Raw genomic sequence first — 20708 nt, 5'->3', positions numbered from 1 at the left:
GCTATCAATAACGAATCGAATGCACGCGTTCAGCGCGCCGCCTACGGCGTTTCCGTCCGCCACAGATCCTGCACCGTCTCGCGCTGGCGTATGACACGCGACTGGGCGCCGTCGACCAGCACCTCGGCAGCGCGCGGGCGGGTGTTGTAGTTGCTGGCCATGCTCATGCAGTACGCACCCGCCGACAGCACCGCCAGCCGGTCGCCGGCCTGCACGTTCAGCGCGCGGTCGCGGCCCAGCCAGTCGCCGCTTTCGCACACCGGGCCGACGACGTCGTAGACGGTGGCGGCGCCGGTGGCTTCAACCAGCGGCACGATGCGGTGAAAGGCCTCGTACAGCGCGGGGCGGGGCAGGTCGTTCATGGCGGCGTCGACGATGCAGAAGTTCTTCTGCTCGCCGGGCTTGAGGTAGAGCACTTCGGTCACGCACACGCCGGCGTTGCCGACCAGCGAACGGCCCGGCTCGATCACGATCTGGCGGTCGGCAAAGCCGCGCGCGTCCACGCGGGCCAGCAGTTCGTGCCACAGGTCATCGGCACGGGGCGGCGTATCGCCGTTGTAGTCGATGCCCAGACCGCCGCCGAAGTCGATGTGGTGGATGCGAATGCCGGCCGCCTCGATCTGCGTCACCAGGTCCAGGATGCGGTCCATGGCCTCCAGGTAGGGCGCGCTGTCGGTGATCTGCGAACCGATGTGGCAGTCGATGCCCTGCACGCGCAGCCCGGGCAGGCTGGCGGCGTGGCGGTAGGCCTGCAGCGCCTGTTCGTGCCCGATGCCGAACTTGTTGCCGCGCAGCCCGGTGGAGATGTAGGGGTGCGTCTTGGCGTCGACGTTGGGGTTGACGCGGATGCTGATGGGCGCCACGCGGCCGCTGGCCTGGGCGACTTCGTTCAGCACGTCAAGCTCGGCCATGCTCTCGACATTGAAGCAGCCGATGCCCACTTCGAGCGCGCGGCGCATTTCGGCGCGCGTCTTGCCGATGCCCGAGAAGATGATCTTCGAGGGCGTGGCGCCCGCCGCCAGCGCGCGCTCCAGTTCGCCCACCGACACGATGTCGAACCCGCAGCCCGCGTCGGCCAGCAGGCGCAGGATGGCGAGTGACGAATTGGCCTTCATGGCGTAGCAGATGAGCGCGTTGCGCCCGGCCAGCCCGCGCTGGTAGGCCGCCAGCGCCGCCAGGATCGAGGCCTGCGAATACACGAACAGCGGCGTGCCGTGCTGCTGGGCCAGCTCGGAGAGCGTGACCTGTTCCACCTGCAGTTGACCCGCGCCATAGGCGACAAACGGCGCGCCGGGCAGGGCCGACGCTGCGCTGGAAGCAGAAGAACTCATTGGATGTCCGGAACGTTGGGCAGCACCGAAGGCGGCGCGGCAGGCAGAGGGGCCGATGCAACGGCCGCTGGCGCACTGGCCTTGGCGCCGCCGCCGAAGACGGTTTGCGGCAGCGTGGCGCGCCCGGCGGCCGCGGGCGTCTGCGGCAGGTACAGCGGCCCTTTCTGACCGCAGGCCGAGAGCCCCGCGCACAGCATGAGCGCGGCACCGGTGACTAGAATGGATCGATGCGACAGCGCGAACGACATGGGGATGAATTGTAATGACCGACCTGGAGTATCTGGATCGCGCCGAGGCGCTGCTGCGTGTGGTGGAAGCGCAGTGTGACCACCTCAATGACTCCACCGACGCCGACATCGACAACCAGCGCGTGGGCGGCATGATCACGCTGGTGTTTCCGGATGCAAGCCAGATCGTCGTCAACCTGCAGAAGCCGCTGCAGGAAGTGTGGCTGGCGGCACGCTCGGGCGGCTATCACTTCCGCTTCAGCGAGGGTGCCTGGCGCGACACCAAGTCCAGCGAAGAATTTTTTGCGCGCCTGTCGCAGAGCGCGAGCGAACACGCGGGCATGCCGCTGGTATTTCGCCCGGCCTGAGGCGCGCGCTGGCGGCGCCAGGCCGCCAACGCTGAAAACGCTCAGTTCTTGAACATGTCGAGGATGCGGTTGCGCTCCTCGGACGGCGCGGCGGGCGACGGGTCGGTGTTCGTGGGTTCGCTGGGCTCGGTGGACCTGCGTGGCGCCAGTCCCGCGCCACCCAGGTTGCTGATGCCGCCGCCGCGTGCGTATTCCTCGTAGTACCAGTCGCTGCCGATCTTGACGACGCCTTCGGGCGGCTTCGGCTCGGCCACCGGCACGCCCTTGAGCGCGGTCTGCATGAAGTTGATCCAGATCGGCAGGCTGAGGCCGCCGCCGGTTTCCTTGCTGCCCAGGTTGCGCGGCGTGTCGTAGCCCATCCACACCGTGGCCACCAGCGTGGGCTGGTAGCCGGCGAACCAGGCGTCCATTGAATCGTTGGTGGTGCCGGTCTTGCCGCCCACGTCGGAGCGCTTGAGCAGGGCCTGCGCCTTGGCGGCGGTGCCGGTGCGCGCCACGTCTTCCAGCATGGTCGTCATGATGAAGGCGTTGCGCGCGTCGATGGCGCGGTTGGCTTCGGTGGGGCCAGCGGGCTGGCTTTCGACCAGCACCTTGCCGGTGTGGTCGGTGATGCGCGTGATGAGGAACGGGTTGACGCGGTAGCCGCCGTTGGCAAACACCGCAAAGCCCGTGGCCAGTTGCATCGGCGTGACCGAGCCCGCGCCGAGCGCCATCGTCAGGTAGGGCGGATGCTTGTCGGCGTCGAAGCCGAAGCGGGTGACCCATTCCTGCGCGTACTGCGGCGTGATCGTCTGCAGGATGCGGATGGAGATCATGTTGCGCGAGCGGGCCAGGCCCCGCTTCATGGTCATCGGGCCTTCGAAGCCGCCTTCGTAGTTCTTGGGTTCCCAGGGTTGGCCGCCCGTGACGCTCGCGTCGAAGAACAGCGGCGTGTCGTTGATCATGGTGGTGGGCGAAAAGCCCTTTTCGAGCGACGCCGAATAGACGAACGGCTTGAAGCTGGAGCCCGGCTGCCGCCACGCCTGCGTGACGTGGTTGAACTTGTTCTTGTCGTAGTCAAAGCCGCCGATCAGCGCCTTCACGGCGCCGTTGCGCGGGTCCAGCGCCACCAGGGCGCCCTCGACTTCGGGCAACTGGGTCAGCTCCCACGCGCCGCGGCTGTTCTTGTCGACGCGGACGACGGCGCCGGGGCGAATGCGGATGTTGGGCCCGGCCTTGGGCGACAGCCCGGACGATACGGGGCGCAGGCCGTCGCCGCTGACTTCGATGACCTCGCCGCCGCGACGCATCACCGTCACGCTGCGGGCGCTCATCTTGGTCACGACGGCCGCCAGCAGTTCGCCCGCATCGGGGTGGCTGGTCAGCGCGTCGTCAACGGCCTCTTCGACGTCGGCCTTGGCCTTGGGCAGGTCGATGAATTTTTCGGGCCCGCGATAGGCCTGGCGGCGATCGTATTCAAGAATGCCACGGCGCAGGGCGGCGTAGGCGGCGTTCTGGTCGGCGGTGTTGATCGACGTGTAGACGTTCAGGCCGCGGCTGTACGTCTCATCGCCGTACTGCGCGAACACCATCTGGCGCACCATTTCGGCCACGTATTCGGCGTGCACGCGCGTGGCTTCGTTGGCCGGGCGGATGCGAAGCTCCTGCTGCTTGGCGGCGGCGGCTTCGGCGGCGGTGATGAAACCGTGTTCCTGCATGCGGTCCAGGATGTAGAGCTGACGCTCGCGTGCGCGCGTGAAGTTGGCGATCGGGTTGGCGCTGGACGGGAACTTGGGGATGCCCGCCAGCATGGCGGCTTCGGCCGTCGTGATGTCCTTCAAGGGCTTGCCGAAATAGGTTTCGGCCGCCGCGGCAAAGCCGTAGGCCCGGTTGCCCAGGAAGATCTGGTTCATGTAGATCTCGAGGATCTGGTCCTTGGTCAGCGTGTGCTCGAGCTTGAAGGTCAGCAGGACTTCGTAGATCTTACGGGTGTAGGTCTTCTCGGTCGACAGGTAGACGTTGCGCGCCACCTGCATGGTGATGGTCGAGGCGCCCTGCGCCTTGTCGCGGCCCAGGTTGGCCAGCGCGGCGCGGGCCACGCCAACATAGTCGACACCACTGTGTTCGTAGAAGCGCGCGTCCTCGATGGCGAGCACGGCGTTCTTCATGACGGCCGGAATTTCGGCAATGGGCGTGAGGTTGCGGCGCTCTTCCCCGAATTCGCTGATCAGCGCGCCCTCGGCGGTGTAGATGCGCAACGGCAGCTTCGGCCGGTAGTTGGACAGCGCCGACACGTCAGGCAGGTTGGGGTAGGCGATCGCCAGCGCCATCAGCCCGGCCATCACGGCGCAGATCGCCACGGCCAGCAGCGAGCCGCCCAGCCACGCCATGCCCTTGGCCAGCCAGACCAGCCAACGGGAAGAGGAGCCCGAACGCGGTTGCACGTTATCGGGCGAAGTTTCACTGGACATAGGGCACCGGTAAATTAATGAGCACCTTTGGGTGACAGATCAGGCACACGTCGCTCGGCGCCAAAAAAACGTGATTGTCCGTGCAGTTCAAAGTCACCGCCAGACGCCCCCAACGAACCTTCGTTCGTGTATGCTGCAATGCGTAAGGAATTGTCCATTTACGTTAGTTTTTGGCAACGAGCTGCAGGCAGGAAAAATCGCCTTCTTATGGCTACCTGCTAGGATTCCCGTCACGATGGAGGGTGTGTTGTCTGACTCCATCCTGTAGTATTAAGTAACAGGATCTTCGTCTTGAGCACTGGGTCATTGTTCAGCCGTCAACCGGCGCCCCTGATCGGGCTCGACGTCAGTTCATCCAGCCTGAAGCTGGTTGAGTTGGGACGGGATCGTTCTGGCAACCTGACGCTGGAGCGCTGTGGCATAGAGCCGCTCGAGCGTGGCTGGGTGACCGACGGCAATATCGAGAAATTCGATGAAGTGGTGGGAGCCACGCGTAGGCTGCTGGGCAAGACGGGCACGCGGACAAAGAATGTAGCGATGGCTTTACCGGCGTCGGCGGTGATCAGCAAGAAGATCATTTTACCGGCCGGCCTGAGTGAGAGGGAGATGGAAGTCCAGGTCGAATCCGAGGCGAACCAGTACATTCCCTTCCCGCTGGACGAAGTGACGCTCGACTTCTGCGTGGCGGGGCCGAGCACGACATCGATTGGCGACGTAGAGGTGGTGATCGCTGCGTCACGTAAGGAGAAGGTCGAGGATCGCCAGGGAATGGCGGAAGCTGCAGGCCTCTCACCTGTTGTGATGGACGTCGAAAATTACGCTGCGCGCCTGGCGACCGGCCGTGTGGTGGAGCGCTTGCCGGGGGGCGGGGCTGATGCTGTGATCGCGCTGTTCGAAATTGGTGCGGCCACGTCAGGACTCCAAGTGTTGCGCAATGACGATCTGATCTATGAGCGTGAGTTGGTATTTGGTGGTGCGCAATTGACGCAGTTGCTGGTGCGCCAGTACGGCTTCACCCAGGACGAGGCCGAGAACAAGAAGCGTGCTGGCGAGTTGCCTCGCGACTACTCCAACGTAGTGCTGGCACCGTATGTCGAATCCTTGTCTCAGGAAATTGATCGGGCGCTCAAGTTCTTTTTCACCAGTACGCCCTACAACAGGGTCGACCACATCCTGCTGGCGGGCGGCACGGCGAGCCTGGAGGGATTGCGCGAAGCGGTTACGAAGTACACGGCTTTCCCTTGTCACGTGGTCAATCCGTTCTATGGCATGGCGTTTGGCCGTGCGGTGCGCGAGAAAAAGATACAGCGCGAGGTGCCCTCGTACCTGACTGCCTGCGGTCTGGCCATGCGGAGGTTTTTGCGGTGATCCTGATCAACCTGCTTCCTCACCGCGAGTTGGCGCGCAAGCGGGCGCGTCAAGCGTTCAACGCATCTCTCGGCGCGTCTGTGCTCCTGGGAGCGTTGATCGCTGGCTGCGTCTACCTCTGGTATCAGCACGAGATCGGCAATCAGCAGGATCGCAACGCGTTTCTCACGACTGAGATCAAGAAGTTGGACGACGAGATCAAGGAGATCGCGTCGCTTCAAGATGAGATTGCTGCTCTCCGCGCGCGTCAGCAGGCTGTGGAGGATTTGCAGGCTGACCGTAATCTGCCGGTGCACCTGCTGAACGAATCGGTGCTGCAACTGCCGGACGGCATCTATCTGAAAGGCATCAAGCAGGAAAACCAGAACGTTCTGTTGACCGGGGTGGCGCAGTCGAACGAGCGCGTTTCCGAGTTGCTTCGCAATTTGTCGCGCAACAGCCATTGGGTGTCCAGGCCTGAGTTGATCGAGATCGTGGCAACCAATCTGGCGCTTAGCCCGCGTGAACAGCGCCGCGTTTACAACTTCACCGTGCGCGTGCAACTGCAGCGCGCCAGCGACGCGCCCAAGGCAGCGTCGGCCGCTGAACGTGCCACGTCTTCCTAGGGAAGGTCTGCGTAATTCGTCCTGCGATGTGCTGAGCGTTGCGATTTCGAGCCACAATCGCCGCCATGAAGCAAGCCGAGCTGGGTCTGAACCTGACCACCAAGCGCACGCGCAAGCGCGAGTTCCTGGCGCAGATGGAACGCGTGGTGCCGTGGGCGGCGTTGGTGGAACTGATCGCGCCCTACGCACCTGAAGGCAGACGGGGTCGCCCGCCCTTTGCCGTGCAGACGATGCTGCGCATTCACTTCATGCAGCAATGGTTCGGCTTGAGTGATCCAGCCATGGAAGAAGCGCTGCACGACGTGCCGCTGTTTCGCGAGTTCGCGGGCCTGAACTGGGATACGGCCGTACCCGACGAAACCACGATCCTTCGATTCCGCCGCCTGCTCGAAGACCACAAGCTCAGCGCCCAGATCCTGGCGCTGGTCAATGAACTGCTGGGCGCCAAGGGCCTGCTGCTGCGCGCCGGCACCGTGGTGGACGCCACGCTGATCGCCGCCCCGAGTTCGACCAAGAACGCCTCGGGCCAGCGCGACCCGCAGATGAAGCAAAGCAAGAAGGGCAACCAGTGGTATTTCGGCATGAAGGCCCACATCGGTGTGGACGCCGACTCAGGCCTTGTGCACACCGTGCGCGGCACGGCGGGCAGCGTCAATGATGTGGTTGAGGCCAACACCTTGCTGCACGGCGAGGAAGTGCAAGCCTGGGGTGATGCCGGCTACCTGGGCGCCGACAAACGGCCCGATGCCAAGGCCGGCGTGCGCTGGAACATCGCCATGCGCCCGGGCAAGCGCAAATTGCTGGATCACGGCCGCCTGAAAGACGAGTTGACCGAGCAACTCGAACGCATCAAGGCCAGCATCCGGGCCAAGGTCGAACACCCGTTTCGGGTGATCAAACGCCAGTTCGGCTATGTGAAGGTGCGCTATCGGGGCCTGGCCAAGAACACGGCGCAACTGCACACGCTGTTTGCGCTGTCCAATCTGTGGATGGCGCGCAAAGCCTTGATGGGCCTGCAGGCATGAGTCCGCCTGCAGGTGGCCGAAAGGCCTCAAAACCGGCCCTCGACGGCCGCGATGTCACTACGCAGCGGCTCGAAGCAGCATCTCAGATCGATTGGACGCCATCAGCACATCTCAATGTGCATTGCGCAGAGCTTCCCTAGGTCATCATGGCACGCGCAGTCCCCCAAAAAATCTCCGTCTCCGAGTCGCTACAGAAGCTTGGAACGCAGTTCCGTGGTCTCGACACGCGAGACCCCTCCTCGTGGCCCGATTTGCCGCGTTATGCGCTGTTCGTTCTCGTGGCGGCCCTCGTGCTCGTGTTGCTGTGGTTTCTGTGGTTGAAGAATGTCGATGAAGAACTGGAAACTGAGCGTGCCAAGGAACTCACGTTACGCGCTCAGTACAAGGACAAGCTTCAGAAAGCCGTGAGCCTCGACGAATTGAAGAAGCAGCGCGCGCAGGTGATCCAGTACGTGAACCTGCTGGAGAAGCAGTTGCCCAGCAAGGCAGAGATGGATGCACTGCTTTCAGACATCAACCAAGCGGGCCTGGGCCGCAGTCTGCAGTTCGATCTGTTTCGCCCCGGACAACTTGTTGTGAAGGACTACTACGCCGAACTTCCGATCGCACTGAAGGTGAGCGGCCGCTACCACGACATCGGCGCCTTCGCGGCTGATATCGCCAATCTTTCTCGCATTGTGACGCTCAACAACCTGTCGATCGCACCCACCGCCGGCAGTAACGTGTTGTCGCTCGAGGCCACCGCCAAAACCTACCGATATCTCGATTCCGAAGAAATTGCGGCGCAAAAGGCCGCTGCGAAACCGAAAGCCAAGAAATGAAGCGCGTTGCGTGCGCCCTGATCGCAGGCGTCGCCGTGATAGGCGTCGCAAGTTGCGCTGCAAGCAATGAGGACCTGAACCAATGGATGGCGGATTTGCGCCGCAACATGGTGCCTAAGGTGTCACCCTTGACCGAACCGACGCGTTATTTGCCGCTAGCGTACACGGGCAACACTTCCGTCGATGCGTTCTCTATGGATCGACTGACCCAGGTGCTGCGGCGCGAGAGCGGACCACTTGGTGTCAGCACTGCTTTGTTGACTCCAGAACTCAACCGGCGCAGGGAGCCTCTGGAAGCGTATCCGCTCGATGCCATGAGAATGGTTGGCAGCCTTGACCGTGCAGGTCAGCGCGTGGCGTTGGTGAAGGTGGACACACTGCTGCATCAGGTGCGGGTCGGCAACTACCTTGGACTCAACTACGGACGAGTGACGAAGGTTTTAGAGAGCGAAATTGCGCTGAGAGAGATCGTTCAGGACGCAGCGGGGGAATGGATCGAACGCCGTACGACGTTGGAGCTTCAGGAGAACACGAAATGAGGAAGTGGTGGGAAGCGGCTGCGTGCGTGTTCGGCACTTGGTGGATCGGATGTGTGTTGGCGTTTGGTTTGGTGGGCATCTGCCAGGCGCAGCCACGCATTCAATCCATCTCTAGCTCAATCCAGGGTGGCGCAGAGGTTGTGCGTATTGATCTGAGCGAACCGCTAATCACGCTGCCAACCGGGTTCGTGGTGCAGATGCCGCCGCGTATTGCCCTGGATTTTCGCGGCGTGAAGAGCGATCTTGCGCACAACTCTGTCGATCTTAACCACGGCAACCTGCGTCTCGCTCAGGTGGCGCAGGCGGACGACCGCGCGCGCGTGGTCCTCAATCTTAATCAAGCGACGAACTATCGCGCCGAGATTCAGGGCCGTTCGCTGCTGGTTTCGCTGGACCCGGTGTCCGTCGCAGCCCAATCCGCACCAGGGCCTTCTCGCGCATTCGCCGAAGGGGGCAACGAACTTGCACTACCTTTGCGTGACATCGACTTCCGGCGCGGCGTTGAAAACAGCGGTCGCGTGATAGTCGATCTGGTAAACAATCAGGTGGGCGTAGATATCCGGCAGCAAGGCCAGACCTTGGTGGTCGAGTTCCTGCGCAGCAGCTTGCCGGAGGGCCTACGCCGCAGGCTCGATGTGACCGATTTTGGCACCCCGGTCCAGACTGTCACGGCTGTACAGACCGGTGATCGAGTGCGAATGGTGATCGAGCCCAAGGGACTCTGGGAGCACAGCGCCTACCAGAGCGACAACCAACTGGTCGTCGAAGTGCGTCAACAGAAAACCAGTGCCGACAAGTTGACCGATGGTCCCGGCTATCGCGGCGAAAAGTTGTCACTGAACTTTCAAAACATCGATGTCCGCTCCTTGCTGCAGGTGATTGCCGACTTCACCAACTTCAACATCGTCACCTCCGACACGGTTCAGGGCAGTCTGACGCTGCGCCTGAAGGATGTTCCGTGGGACCAGGCGCTGGACATCATCTTGCAGGCCAAGAGCCTTGGCATGAAGCGCAGCGGTAACGTGCTGCAGATTGCTCCCAAGGAGGAACTCGCGGCCAAGGAGAAGGCAGAGCTTGAATCGCAGGCCGCAATTCGTGATCTTGAGCCGGCGCGGACCCAATCCTTCCAGCTGAATTACACCAAGGCTGCCGACATCGCGCTTCAACTGTCTCGTGCCGGTGGCGGAGGCGCCAGCGGAACAGTGGGTAGCCGTGGTTTGCTGAGTTCGCGTGGCACCGTGATTGCCGAGCCTCGTACCAACCAGCTTTTCGTCTCCGACATTCCCTCTCGGCTGAACCAGATACAAGAAATGATTGCCAAACTGGACGTGCCGGTACGCCAGGTGCTGATAGAAGCGCGGATTGTGGAGGCCACCGATACCTTTGGCAAATCACTGGGCGTGAAGCTGGGCGGGGCTGACCTTCGCGGTATTCGCGGTGGCGACCCCGGCTATAGCATTGGCAGTGGTAATCGCCTCGCATTGGGCGCCAACTATGATGCCATCAGTGCGACCACGGGTGCGTCCGGCGCAACGTCGCTGGCGTCTCAGATGGTCAACTTGCCGGCATCGGGCTTCGGCGGCGTGTCGCCTTCGACATTCGCGATTTCGCTGTTCAGCTCGGCAGCGAACCGGTTTCTCAACCTCGAAATTTCTGCGCTCGAAGCAGACGGTAAGGGCAGGGTAGTCTCGAGCCCTCGCGTGGTGACGGCCGATCAGACCAAGGCGCTGATCGAGCAGGGTACCGAATTTCCCTATCAGCAGGCGACGTCGAGCGGCGCGACGTCGATCGCTTTTCGCAAGGCTGTGCTGAAGCTCGAGGTGACACCGCAGATCACTCCAGAAGGCAACATCATCCTCGACCTGGATGTGAACAAAGACAGTCCTGGCACCGCGGTGGAGGGCGGCATGTCCATCAACACCAAGCGCGTCAAGACGCAAGTGCTGGTGGAAAACGGCGGTACGGTGGTGATCGGCGGCATCTTCGAATTGACTGAGCGCGAGAGCGAAAACAAGGTGCCGATGCTGGGCGACATCCCGGTGTTGGGCAACCTGTTCAAGCAAAAGACGCGTCAGGCGGACAAGCAGGAAATGCTGGTGTTCATCACACCGAAGATGATTTCGGATCGCGGCGCGGTCCGGTAAGCGCCATTTGTTTGGTTCCATTTAGACATAGGTTGGTGATATGCGAAAGCTAGGCTTGGCGCTCGGACTTACGGTGGCAGCTCTCTTGTCAGCATGCGGCGGCGGGGGCGGCAGCGCCGGCGCGACGCAGGAGCAATACAGCATTACGTTGCGTGCGGAAAAGACCAACCTGCCTGTCAATGTGGGGCACGTGGCGGCTGGCATAGGCGCGAATGCTCCTTACACCACGACCCTTTACGTGGATGCCAAGAAGGGTAGCGCCCCTGTTCCAGGCGGCAAGGATATTTTTGCGTGCAATGTGGCGGGCGGCCTGGATACGGGTTCTCTTTACTACCTGGATGGCGATTCCAGCCACGAGGACGGCAAGAAAAACCCGTTGGCTTATCGCTCCATCACGCTGGGCTCCAACGCAGGTGGAAACTCATTCCATTTTCACGCGGGAAATCAGACGGGTATCGCGACCATTACCTGTGCGGTGACCGACCCGCGTGATAGCAAGGTGTACAGCGCCAGCGTCAACATCACCGTCGGCGGCGGGGCAGGGACAGGCAAGGCGGCGAGCGTATACGCGGTTGCCACGTCGAGCTATCTTGGGACCAGGTATAACGTCAACAACATTCCCAGCAACATTGGCATCAATGCGGTGGTCATGGACGATTTTGTGCAGCCGATTCCTGATCCGTCGGCAGCCAACGTTCAGGTCCGCATCATTCAGAATTCGGCTGCTGCCATGGACGCTAGGCTTCTGTCCGATGCCCAGAGCGGCACCGTAGTGCAAGTAGCCACCCGAAGTGGCGTGGCCCTGTTTTCCTTGTCCAGTGGCGCGGCACGAGGGGTGATCTTGCTGGAATTGCGGGCTGATCGCTATGACAACAACGTTGCCAACGGTATTCAGGATCCGATTGTGCAGTGGACGACCGTTCCTGTTATCGATGGCCTGTCGTCTCTGCCGCTTGCACTTAACCCAATGGCCCTCCAAGCGGACAATGGCGTTCCGTTTGCACAAGCACTCGAGGCTAGCAACGGAACACCGCCTTATCGGTGGACGATCAGTTCAGGTACGTTGCCTGCGGGCCTATCGTTGAGCAATGATGGAGTGATCCGAGGTACGCCCCTTGCCTCTCCTGGAGCCTATGTCGTGAAGGTTCGCGTGACGGATTTCTTCGGCGCCTATCAGGAAGCCGCCGTCACGGTCACGATCTCAGGTGCGCCGATCAAGATCGACACCACGTCGATAAGCGGCGCGACAGGCATGGTTTTTTCGTATGCCTTGTCCGCATCCGGGGGGGGTGAGTCCTTACACGTGGTCGGTGGTGGGGTCTATGCCGCCGGGACTGAAGTTGAGTGCGGGTGGTGTGATCAGTGGTACGCCGACACTGGCAGGCACGTATTCCGTTGTAGTTCGTGTGACCGATCAGACGGGAGCGACCGCGCAACGTAACCTTACGATCACCATAGATTTGCCTTTGGCGATCAGCACCACGAGCATCAGTGCGGTGACCAGCATTCCGTTTAACTATGCGATGCAGGCAGTCGGTGGGGTGTCGCCCTATACGTGGACGAGGTTGGATACCGGTGCAACGCTCACGAATGGGGTATTTACGGGGTCCTATTCGGTGGCGGGCACGTACACCATACCTATCCGTTTGACCGATGCCGTAGGTACCAGCGTGACAGGAACTCTCATCATCACGGTGTCGGGTGCCTCGATCGAGATAGGCACCACGTCGATCAGCGCGGCGACAGGTGTGCCCTACTCTTACCTCTTGTCCGTATCTGGCGGGGTGAGTCCGTACACGTGGACATCGGCAGGAGCCATGCCGCCAGGCCTGACCTTGAGTTCAAGCGGACTGATCAGTGGTACGCCGACGCTGGCGGGTGCGTATACGGTCGCGTTGAGCGTTGTCGATCGGATGGGAGCCACGGCGCAACGTAACCTCACGATCAACATCGGTGCGCCTTTGGCGATCAGCACCACGAGCATCAGTGCGGTGACCAGCATTCCGTTTAACTATGCGATGCAGGCAGTCGGTGGGGTGTCGCCCTATACGTGGACGAGGTTGGATACCGGTGCAACGCTCACGAATGGGGTATTTACGGGGTCCTATTCGGTGGCGGGCACGTACACCATACCTATCCGTTTGACCGATGCCGTAGGTACCAGCGTGACAGGAACTCTCATCATCACGGTGTCGGGTGCCTCGATCGAGATAGGCACCACGTCGATCAGCGCGGCGACAGGTGTGCCCTACTCTTACCTCTTGTCCGTATCTGGCGGGGTGAGTCCGTACACGTGGACATCGGCAGGAGCCATGCCGCCGGGACTGACGTTGAACCCGAGTGGTGTGATCAGCGGAACACCAACGCAGGCGGGCACGTATACGGTGGCGGTCACGGTGACCGATCAAGCGGGTGCCATCGCGCAAGGTAACCTGACGATGAACATCGGCGTCCCGTTGTCTATTACCACCATCGGCATTACTGGGACGACAGGGGTGCCGTTCAGCTATGCATTGCAGGCCGTGGGTGGTGTGTCGCCCTACACCTGGGTCAGGTTGGATACCGGGGCTACTCTCGCCAATGGGGTACTCACCGGGGCCTATGCTGCAGCGGGCTCCTACACGGTGCCAATTCGTTTGACGGACAGTGTGGGACACAGCGTGACCGGAAACCTCGTGGTGACCGTCTCAGGCCCTACTTAATCCGGAGTCAAACCCGTTTGCCCTTATCCTCCACGGGCAAACGGGCCAACGTCCCGTGCTGGTTCGGGGATTACATGAATATCGCTCTGGTTGGCATGCCGGGCAGCGGCAAGTCGACGGTGGCGCGCTCGTTGGCGCGCCGGCTGCAACTGGTTTCGGTCGATTCTGACCAGGCGATTGAGCAGCGCCTGGGCTGCAGCATACGCAGCTATTTCGATGGGCACGGCGAATCTGCGTTCAGGGACGTGGAGGAGGCCATCGTCGACGAACTGACGGCCGGCGGCTCACAGATCGTGTTGGCCACCGGCGGTGGCACGGTGCTGCGGCCGATCAACCGGCAGCGTCTTCGAGAGCGAGCCACGGTCATCTACCTGCGTGCATCGCCCGAGCAATTGGCCAAGCGCCTGCGCCACGACACCAAGCGCCCGCTGCTGCAAGTGGCCGATCCGCTCAAGCGCTTGCGCGACCTGTACGCGGACCGTGATCCGCTGTACCGTGAATGCGCGCACTTCGTGGTCGATGCCCATGGGACCACGCTGTCCGTGCTGGTCAGCCGCATCCTGATGCAACTGGAATTGACCCCGCCGGCCCGGCCCGGGTGAGCGACGCCGCGCGTCGTCACATCGCACTGTTCTGGCGTGCGGCCTGATGGCGCGCCGCCGCCTGCCCATACACTTCCCGCATGACCGAATCACTTTCCGCCAGCCGCGTGCGCATCGATCTGGGTGACGAGCGCTGCTACGACATTGCCATCGGCACCGGGCTCATCGCGCAGCAGGCTTCGTTCGACGTGGCGCGCGCCGGCACGCCGGCCCTGATCGTTACCAACAGTACCGTCGCGCCGCTGTACGCCGACACGCTCGCGGGCGCGCTGGCGGGCCGACATCCGCGCCTGTCGCGGCTGGTGCTGCCCGATGGTGAGCAATACAAGACCTGGGACTCCCTCAACCTTATCTTTGACGAACTGCTCGGCGGCGGCTTCGATCGCAAGACCACGCTGTATGCGCTGGGCGGGGGCGTGGTGGGCGACATGACCGGTTTTGCCGCCGCCTGCTACATGCGCGGCGTGCCTTTCGTGCAGGTGCCGACCACGCTGCTGGCGCAGGTGGATTCATCGGTGGGCGGCAAGACGGCCATCAACCACCCGCTGGGCAAGAACATGATCGGCGCCTTCTACCAGCCGCTGGCGGTGGTATGTGATCTGGATCTGCTCAAGACGCTGCCGGCGCGCGAACTGTCGGCCGGGCTGGCCGAAGTCATCAAGTACGGCCCCATCGCCGACATGGCGTTCTTCGACTGGATCGAGGCCAACATCGACGCCTTGCGCGCCTGCGACCCCGCTGCGCTGGCGCACGCCGTGCAGCGCAGCTGCCAGATCAAGGCCGATGTGGTGGGCCAGGACGAGCGCGAGTCGGGCCTGCGCGCCATCCTCAACTTCGGCCACACCTTCGGGCACGCCATCGAGGCCGGCATGGGCTATGGCGCCTGGCTGCATGGCGAGGCGGTGGGCGCGGGCATGGTGATGGCGGCCGAGCTGTCGCGCGAACTCGGGTTGGTCGACGCCGCATTCGTCGACCGCCTGACGCAACTCATCCACCGCGCCGGCCTGCCCACGCGCGGCGCCGTCATCGATGCCGCCGACAACGCCGGCCGCTACCTGCAGCTGATGCGCGTGGACAAGAAAGCCGAAGACGGCGAAATCCGCTTCGTCGTCATCGACGGCCCCGGCCGCGCCGTGGTGCGCGCCGCGCCCGATGCGCTGGTGCGGCAGGTCATCGACCGTTGCTGCGCATGACGAATGCTTCAATATTAATAGCATGTTGCGCTTGATGGACCAGCGCAGACAGCTGATTTGACCTAAAACGCATGAGCTTGGCGCGCTACGCCTGCGACCCCGCCCGCTCGCGCGGTCGGCGCCACGCCATCGCGCCCGCGCCCACGCGCGACGACTTCCAGCGCGACCGCGACCGCATCGTCCACTCCACGGCGTTCAGGCGCCTGGTCTACAAGACGCAGGTGTTCCTGAACCACGAGGGCGACCTGTTCCGCACCCGGCTCACGCATTCGATCGAGGTCGCGCAACTGGCGCGCTCCATCGCCCGCGCGCTGCGGCTGAATGAAGACCTGACCGAAGCCATCGCCCTGGCGCACGACCTCGGCCACACGCCGTTCGGCCACGCCGGGCAAGACGCGCTGAACGAATGCATGGCCGCGCACGGCGGCTTCGAGCACAACCTGCAAAGCCTGCGCGTGGTCGATCATCTGGAGCACCGCTATCCCGACCACAATGGCCTGAACCTCACCTTCGAGACGCGCGAAGGCATCCTCAAGCACTGCTCGCCCGCCAACGCGCGTTTGCTGGACGCGGCCGAGCCCGGCGGCGTGGCGCGCCGCTTCATCGACGGCACGCAGCCCAGCCTGGAGGCGCAACTGGCCAACCTGGCCGACGCCATTGCCTACAACGCGCACGACATCGACGACGGCGTGCGCTCGGGCCTGCTCACGCTGCAGCAGGTGGCCGAAGTGCCCTTGTTCGCGCGCTTCGTCGCCCAGACCGGGCGCGACCACCCCGGCCTGGCCGACCGGCGCGTGTTGTACGAATCGATTCGCCGCATGCTGTCGGCGCAGGTCTACGACGTGATCGACACCACCGGCAGCGCCCTTGCCGCCGCCGCCCCGCAGGACGCCGACGCCGCGCGCCGCAGCGGCCCGCTGGTCGCCTTCAGCGCCGGCATGCGTGCCGAGTCGGCCGAGCTCAAGCGCTTTCTGTTTGCCAACCTGTACCGGCACCCGCAGGTGATGGACACCACGTCGCAGGCGCGCCAGGTGGTGCGCGAGCTGTTCGCCGTTTATTGCCAGCGCCCGCACGAGCTGCGCGCCAGCTTTGCCGAGCGGCCCGACCGCGAACGCGCCGTGGCCGACTACATCGCCGGCATGACCGACCGATTTGCCCTGCGCGAACATGAGCGCCTGACCGGCCAGCGCCTGCTGACATGAGCGGCCCAGCGTCAAGCCCTGCATGCCGCCTGCGCCTGGCCACGCCGATATGACCGCGACGCCTCACCCAAGGCCGCGCAACGGCGCTGCCTGGATCGTCATCCTCGCCGGCGTCAGCGCCGCGCTGCACGTGGGCAAGTTGCCGCCGGCGCTGCCGGTGCTGCAGGCCGAATTGGGCATCACGCTGGTGCAGGCGGGTTTTTTGCTGTCGCTGGTGCAATTGGCGTCGATGGCGCTGGGCCTCGTGGCCGGGTTGATGGCCGACGGCATCGGGCTTAAGCGCTGCGTGGTCGCCGGGCTGGCCCTGCTGTCCGCGGCCGGCGTGGCGGGCGGCTTTGCGCACGACGCCAGTGCGCTGCTGGCCTTGCGCGCGGCCGAAGGGCTGGGCTTTTTGCTGACCACCGTGCCCGCGCCCAGCCTGGTGCGCCGCACCGTGGCGCCCGCCGCACCCACGCGCATGCTGGGCGTGTGGGGCAGCTTCATGCCCTTCGGCACCGCCGCTGCACTGCTGACCGGGCCGCTGGTGATGGGCGCGCTGGGCTGGCCTGTGTGGTGGTGGCTGACGGCCGCGTTCTCGCTGGCGATGGCGGTCTGGGTCGCCGCACGCGTGCCGGCCGACCCGCCACGCGCCGCGTCGCGCCCTGCCGATGCCTTGCCCTGGCAGCAACGTCTGGCGCAGACGCTGACGGCGCGCGGCCCGTGGCTGGGCGCGCTCACCTTCGGCGTGTATTCGGCGCAATGGCTGGCGGTGATCGGCTTTCTGCCATCGCTGTACCGGCAGGCGGGCTGGGGCGGCGCGCAAGCCGTTGCCGTGACGGCGGTGCTGACGGCGGGCGTGGCGGCGGTCAACATGGTCGGCAACATCGTCGCGGGCCGTCTGCTGGCGCGCGGCGTGCGGCCGCAGGCCTTGTTGTGGACTGGCTTTGCGGCCATGGCGCTGGGTGCGTTTGTGGCCTTTGGCGCCCCAGTGGCGGGCAGCGCGCCGCTGCGCTACGCCGGGGCGCTGCTGTTTTCATGCGTGGGCGGCCTGATCCCGGGCACGCTGTTTGCGTTGGCGCCCACGCTGGCGCCGGGTGAGCGCAGCATCTCCACCACCGTAGGCTGGATGCAGCAGTGGTCGGCCGTCGGCCAGGTCAGCGGCCCGCCGCTGGTGGCCTGGGTCGCCAGCCAGGTGGGCGGGTGGCAGTTCACCTGGGTGGTAACGGGCGCGTGCTGCGTGGTGGGCGCGCTGCTGGCGACGCTGATCGGGCGGCAGCAGAACGCGTTGCGCGACCGGGCTTGACCGTGCGGGGTGAAACAGCCGGACGCGAAGGACGCGAAGAATACGCGAAGGACGCGAAAGAACAGCCAGACGATGTTTTCGCGTCCTTCGCGAAACCTTTGCGTCCTTCGCGTCCGGTTTTTGGTTCTTCGGCGCCCACACCCGTTGATTCCATAAAAAATCGGCCCTGGCGCTTGTCCCATCAGCGCATCCAGCTATCAAATCAAGAGTGATCACCGCCCACCATCCGCAGGCACAATCGACCCATGCGCACCGATCCCGACGCCCGCCCTGTGCCGCCCGACACCGTTATCGCCGACACGCGCCGCTGGCTGGAGCGCGCGGTGATCGGCCTCAACCTGTGCCCGTTCGCCAAGGCGCCGCACGCCAAGGGGCAGATTCATTACGCCGTGTGCAACGGCGCCGAGCGTGCCGACCTGCTGGACGCGCTGCGCGCCGAACTGCAATCCCTGGCCGCCGCCGACCCGGCCGAGCGCGAAACCACGCTGCTGATGGCGCCGCGCGGCTTTGACGATTTTCTCGACTTCAACGACCTGCTGGACGACGCCGACGCCGTGCTGGCCGACCTGGATCTGGAAGGCACGCTGCAGATCGCGCCCTTTCACCCGCGCTTTCAGTTTGCCGGCACCGTTGAAGACGACATCACCAACGCCACCAACCGCGCGCCGTACCCCACGCTGCACCTGATCCGCGAAGCCAGCATCGACCGCGCTGTCGCCGCCTTCCCCGAGGCCGAGGCCATCTACGAAGCCAACATGGCGACGCTGGAAAAGCTGGGGCACGACGGTTGGGCGGCGCTGGGCGTGGGTCCGCAGCACGGCGGGGCCACGTCATGAGCAAGCCACATCCGCTCCGAAATGCTACTACTTCGATAGCTGCTCGCGTTGACCCCAAGCGCGCCCCCGGCGCCAAAGAGGCTGAATCCGCCGTGTTGGCCGAGTTGCGCCCCGGCCAGTCGGTGGAGTTATTGAAAGAGCTGCACATCCTCACGCGCGAGGGCAAGCTGAATCAGGATTCGCGCCGCAAGCTCAAACAGGTCGGGCACCTGGTACAGTTCATCGAGAAGATCGTGGCCGAACTTGCGGCCCAGGGCGGGCCGCTCACGCTGGCCGATCATGGCGCGGGCAAGTCGTACCTGGGCTTCATCCTGTACGACCTGCTGCTCAAAGGGCAGGGCAGCGGAACCGTCTACGGCATCGAGACGCGGCCTGAGCTGGTCGAGCGCTCGCGCGCGCTGGCCGAGCGGCTGGGCTTTGAGCGCATGCGCTTTCTCAACATCGCCGCCGCCGATGCGGCGCACGACGCCGCGCTGCCCGATCGCATCGACATCGTCACCGCGCTGCATGCCTGCGACACGGCGACCGACGACGCCATCGCGTTTGGCCTGACCAAAAAAGCGCAGGCCATGGTGCTGGTGCCGTGCTGCCAGGCCGAACTGGCCGCCGGCCTGCGGCAATCGAAGGCGCTGCAGCTGTCGCGCACGCCGCTGGCCGAGCTGTGGCGCCACCCGCTGCACACGCGCGAAATGGGCAGTCAGCTGACCAACGTGCTGCGTTGCCTGTACCTCGAATCGCAGGGCTACAGCGTCACGGTGACCGAGCTGGTCGGTTGGGAACACAGCCTGAAGAACGAGCTGATCATCGCCCGCTACACCGGTCAAAAGAAACGCAGCGCGGGCGAAAGGCTGCGTGTTTTGCTGGATGAATTCGGGCTGCCGGCACTGCTGCCGCTGCGTTATCCGGCGTTGGCGGGATGAGTGTTGTCGCCAGGCGATACGGCTTCAAACAAACCGCTCGCCATTCCCGCCTTCGCGGGATGACGAGAACCCAAACGCCTCAGACCTCGGTCATCACGGCCGATAGCTATTGGAAAGAATAGCTTGCTGCGCTGACCCGATAGGCGCCAGCCCGTGATTCGGCCAAAAATTTCCCCGGCTCAGCCGCCTGTCTCAAGGCGCCCGCTGCCCGCCCGAGCAACGCTCCACGCCGGCCAGATCGCGGCGTGACTGCACCTGCGCAAAACCTGCAGCCTGCAGCAAATCGCGCACACGCTCGGCCTGCTCCCAACCGTGCTCCAGCAGCAGCCAGCCGCCGGGTGTCAGGTGGGTGGCGGCGTGTGCCACCAGGTGACGGATGTCGTCCAGCCCGTCCGGCCCGCTGACCAGGGCGGCGCGCGGCTCGTGCGCCAGCGCGGGCAGATGCGGGTCGTGCTCGGCGATGTAGGGCGGGTTGCTGGCGATCACGTCAAAGCGTTCGCCGGCAAGCGGCGCAAACCAGTTGCCGTGGCGCAGTTCGATGGCCAACGCTGAGCGCTCTGCGTTGGCCGCCGCCACGTCCAGCGCGTCGCCGCTGGCGTCCACCGCCACCACGCGCGCCGCGGGCCGTTGGCGTGCGATGGCCAGCGCAATGGCGCCGCTGCCGGTGCCCAGGTCCAGCACGCGCCGCGGCGCATCGGCCGGCAACAGCGCCAGCGCCCAGTCGACCAGCGTTTCGGTGTCGTCGCGCGGATCCAGTACGCGGGCGTCCACGTGCAGGCTCAGACCGTGGAAGGCTTTCTCGCCGGTGAGGTAAGCGATCGGCTCGCCCGCCAGCCGGCGCTCGGCCAGCGTCTGCAGTCGCGCGGCAGTGGCGGCGGGCAGCGGGTCGGTGTCGTGGGCCAGCAGCCACGCGCGGTCGTGTGTGGCACGGTGCAGTGCGTGCAGCAACAGCATCTGCGCTTCCAGCCGAGGCAGGCCACGGCTTTGCCAGTGGATCAGCGCGTCGGACAGGGTGGACATGAAAATGCTATGTAATCAATAGCTTTAGGCGCTTGCCGGCCAAGCGCTGCGGGCCGATTTGACGTAAAGGTGG

19 protein-coding genes are annotated in these 20708 nt (G+C 64.1%); 15 read left to right on the top strand and 4 right to left on the bottom strand.

Going from position 1 to position 20708, the window contains the following annotated elements; all coding sequences use genetic code 11:
- Positions 1 to 41: 41 nt before the first annotated feature.
- Both lysA and lptM read right to left on the bottom strand, forming a co-directional pair.
- Positions 42 to 1331 carry a diaminopimelate decarboxylase gene (gene lysA / locus R0D99_RS14230; protein ID WP_317748817.1) on the bottom strand — a complete coding sequence of 430 codons (1290 nt, stop codon included), beginning with the start codon at positions 1329 to 1331 and terminating at the stop codon, positions 42 to 44.
- Positions 1328 to 1579: an LPS translocon maturation chaperone LptM gene (gene lptM, locus R0D99_RS14225; RefSeq protein ID WP_317748816.1), complete on the bottom strand. Its 252-nt coding sequence runs from the start codon at positions 1577 to 1579 to the stop codon at positions 1328 to 1330. The genes lysA and lptM overlap by 4 nt, the downstream gene beginning before the upstream one ends.
- Positions 1580 to 1593: 14 nt before the next feature.
- Between lptM and cyaY the strand changes: the two genes are divergently transcribed.
- Positions 1594 to 1926: an iron donor protein CyaY gene (gene cyaY / locus R0D99_RS14220; RefSeq protein ID WP_317748815.1), complete on the top strand. Its 333-nt coding sequence runs from the start codon at positions 1594 to 1596 to the stop codon at positions 1924 to 1926.
- 41 nt (positions 1927 to 1967) lie between these two features.
- Here the strand turns inward: cyaY and R0D99_RS14215 are convergent, their stop codons facing one another.
- Positions 1968 to 4376, bottom strand: coding sequence for a penicillin-binding protein 1A (locus R0D99_RS14215; protein WP_317748814.1), 2409 nt, complete (start codon positions 4374 to 4376; stop codon positions 1968 to 1970).
- 282 nt (positions 4377 to 4658) lie between these two features.
- Here R0D99_RS14215 and R0D99_RS14210 point away from each other — a divergent pair, with 282 nt between their 5' ends.
- The 14 genes from R0D99_RS14210 (at position 4659) to R0D99_RS14145 (ending at position 19615) form a co-directional block, all read left to right on the top strand.
- Entirely contained in the window at positions 4659 to 5744 is a 1086-nt protein-coding gene (locus R0D99_RS14210; protein WP_317751119.1) for a pilus assembly protein PilM, read from the top strand.
- Positions 5741 to 6349 (top strand): PilN domain-containing protein, encoded by a 609-nt coding sequence (locus R0D99_RS14205; RefSeq protein WP_317748813.1) that lies wholly within the window; start codon positions 5741 to 5743, stop codon positions 6347 to 6349. The genes R0D99_RS14210 and R0D99_RS14205 overlap by 4 nt, the downstream gene beginning before the upstream one ends.
- A 65-nt stretch (positions 6350 to 6414) precedes the next feature.
- Complete coding sequence (locus R0D99_RS14200; protein ID WP_317748412.1) at positions 6415 to 7374, top strand: IS5 family transposase; 960 nt, start codon at positions 6415 to 6417, stop codon at positions 7372 to 7374.
- A gap of 146 nt (positions 7375 to 7520) precedes the next feature.
- Complete coding sequence (locus tag R0D99_RS14195; RefSeq protein ID WP_317748812.1) at positions 7521 to 8195, top strand: type 4a pilus biogenesis protein PilO; 675 nt, start codon at positions 7521 to 7523, stop codon at positions 8193 to 8195.
- Entirely contained in the window at positions 8192 to 8734 is a 543-nt protein-coding gene (locus R0D99_RS14190; RefSeq protein WP_317748811.1) for a pilus assembly protein PilP, read from the top strand. Before R0D99_RS14195 ends, R0D99_RS14190 begins: the two co-directional genes overlap by 4 nt.
- Positions 8731 to 10878, top strand: a complete 2148-nt coding sequence (pilQ, locus tag R0D99_RS14185) for a type IV pilus secretin PilQ (protein ID WP_317748810.1) — start codon at positions 8731 to 8733, stop codon at positions 10876 to 10878. Before R0D99_RS14190 ends, pilQ begins: the two co-directional genes overlap by 4 nt.
- A 55-nt stretch (positions 10879 to 10933) precedes the next feature.
- A complete protein-coding gene (locus R0D99_RS14180; RefSeq protein ID WP_317748809.1) occupies positions 10934 to 12319 on the top strand; it encodes an Ig domain-containing protein in 1386 nt (461 codons plus the stop codon).
- Positions 12201 to 13580: a putative Ig domain-containing protein gene (locus R0D99_RS14175; RefSeq protein ID WP_416366006.1), complete on the top strand. Its 1380-nt coding sequence runs from the start codon at positions 12201 to 12203 to the stop codon at positions 13578 to 13580. The genes R0D99_RS14180 and R0D99_RS14175 overlap by 119 nt, the downstream gene beginning before the upstream one ends.
- Positions 13581 to 13654: 74 nt before the next feature.
- The gene (locus R0D99_RS14170; protein WP_317748807.1) at positions 13655 to 14182 is read left to right on the top strand and encodes a shikimate kinase; all 528 of its coding nucleotides are present in this window, start codon (positions 13655 to 13657) and stop codon (positions 14180 to 14182) included.
- 80 nt (positions 14183 to 14262) lie between these two features.
- Entirely contained in the window at positions 14263 to 15375 is a 1113-nt protein-coding gene (aroB, locus tag R0D99_RS14165; protein ID WP_317748806.1) for a 3-dehydroquinate synthase, read from the top strand.
- A gap of 71 nt (positions 15376 to 15446) precedes the next feature.
- Positions 15447 to 16577, top strand: a complete 1131-nt coding sequence (locus tag R0D99_RS14160) for a deoxyguanosinetriphosphate triphosphohydrolase (RefSeq protein WP_317748805.1) — start codon at positions 15447 to 15449, stop codon at positions 16575 to 16577.
- A gap of 49 nt (positions 16578 to 16626) precedes the next feature.
- Positions 16627 to 17859 (top strand): MFS transporter, encoded by a 1233-nt coding sequence (locus R0D99_RS14155; RefSeq protein WP_317748804.1) that lies wholly within the window; start codon positions 16627 to 16629, stop codon positions 17857 to 17859.
- Between the two features lie 245 nt (positions 17860 to 18104).
- Positions 18105 to 18695: a DUF1415 domain-containing protein gene (locus R0D99_RS14150; RefSeq protein WP_317748803.1), complete on the top strand. Its 591-nt coding sequence runs from the start codon at positions 18105 to 18107 to the stop codon at positions 18693 to 18695.
- The gene (locus R0D99_RS14145) at positions 18692 to 19615 is read left to right on the top strand and encodes an SAM-dependent methyltransferase (RefSeq protein ID WP_317748802.1); all 924 of its coding nucleotides are present in this window, start codon (positions 18692 to 18694) and stop codon (positions 19613 to 19615) included. Before R0D99_RS14150 ends, R0D99_RS14145 begins: the two co-directional genes overlap by 4 nt.
- 192 nt (positions 19616 to 19807) lie before the next feature.
- On the opposite strand, the gene prmC is transcribed toward R0D99_RS14145, so the two are convergent.
- Positions 19808 to 20635, bottom strand: coding sequence for a peptide chain release factor N(5)-glutamine methyltransferase (gene prmC / locus R0D99_RS14140; RefSeq protein WP_317748801.1), 828 nt, complete (start codon positions 20633 to 20635; stop codon positions 19808 to 19810).
- Between the last annotated feature and the right edge of the window lie 73 nt (positions 20636 to 20708).

Source organism: Ottowia sp. SB7-C50 (assembly GCF_033110285.1).
Classification (GTDB): Bacteria; Pseudomonadota; Gammaproteobacteria; order Burkholderiales; family Burkholderiaceae_C; genus Ottowia.
This window is presented reverse-complemented; position numbering and strand designations above follow the sequence as displayed.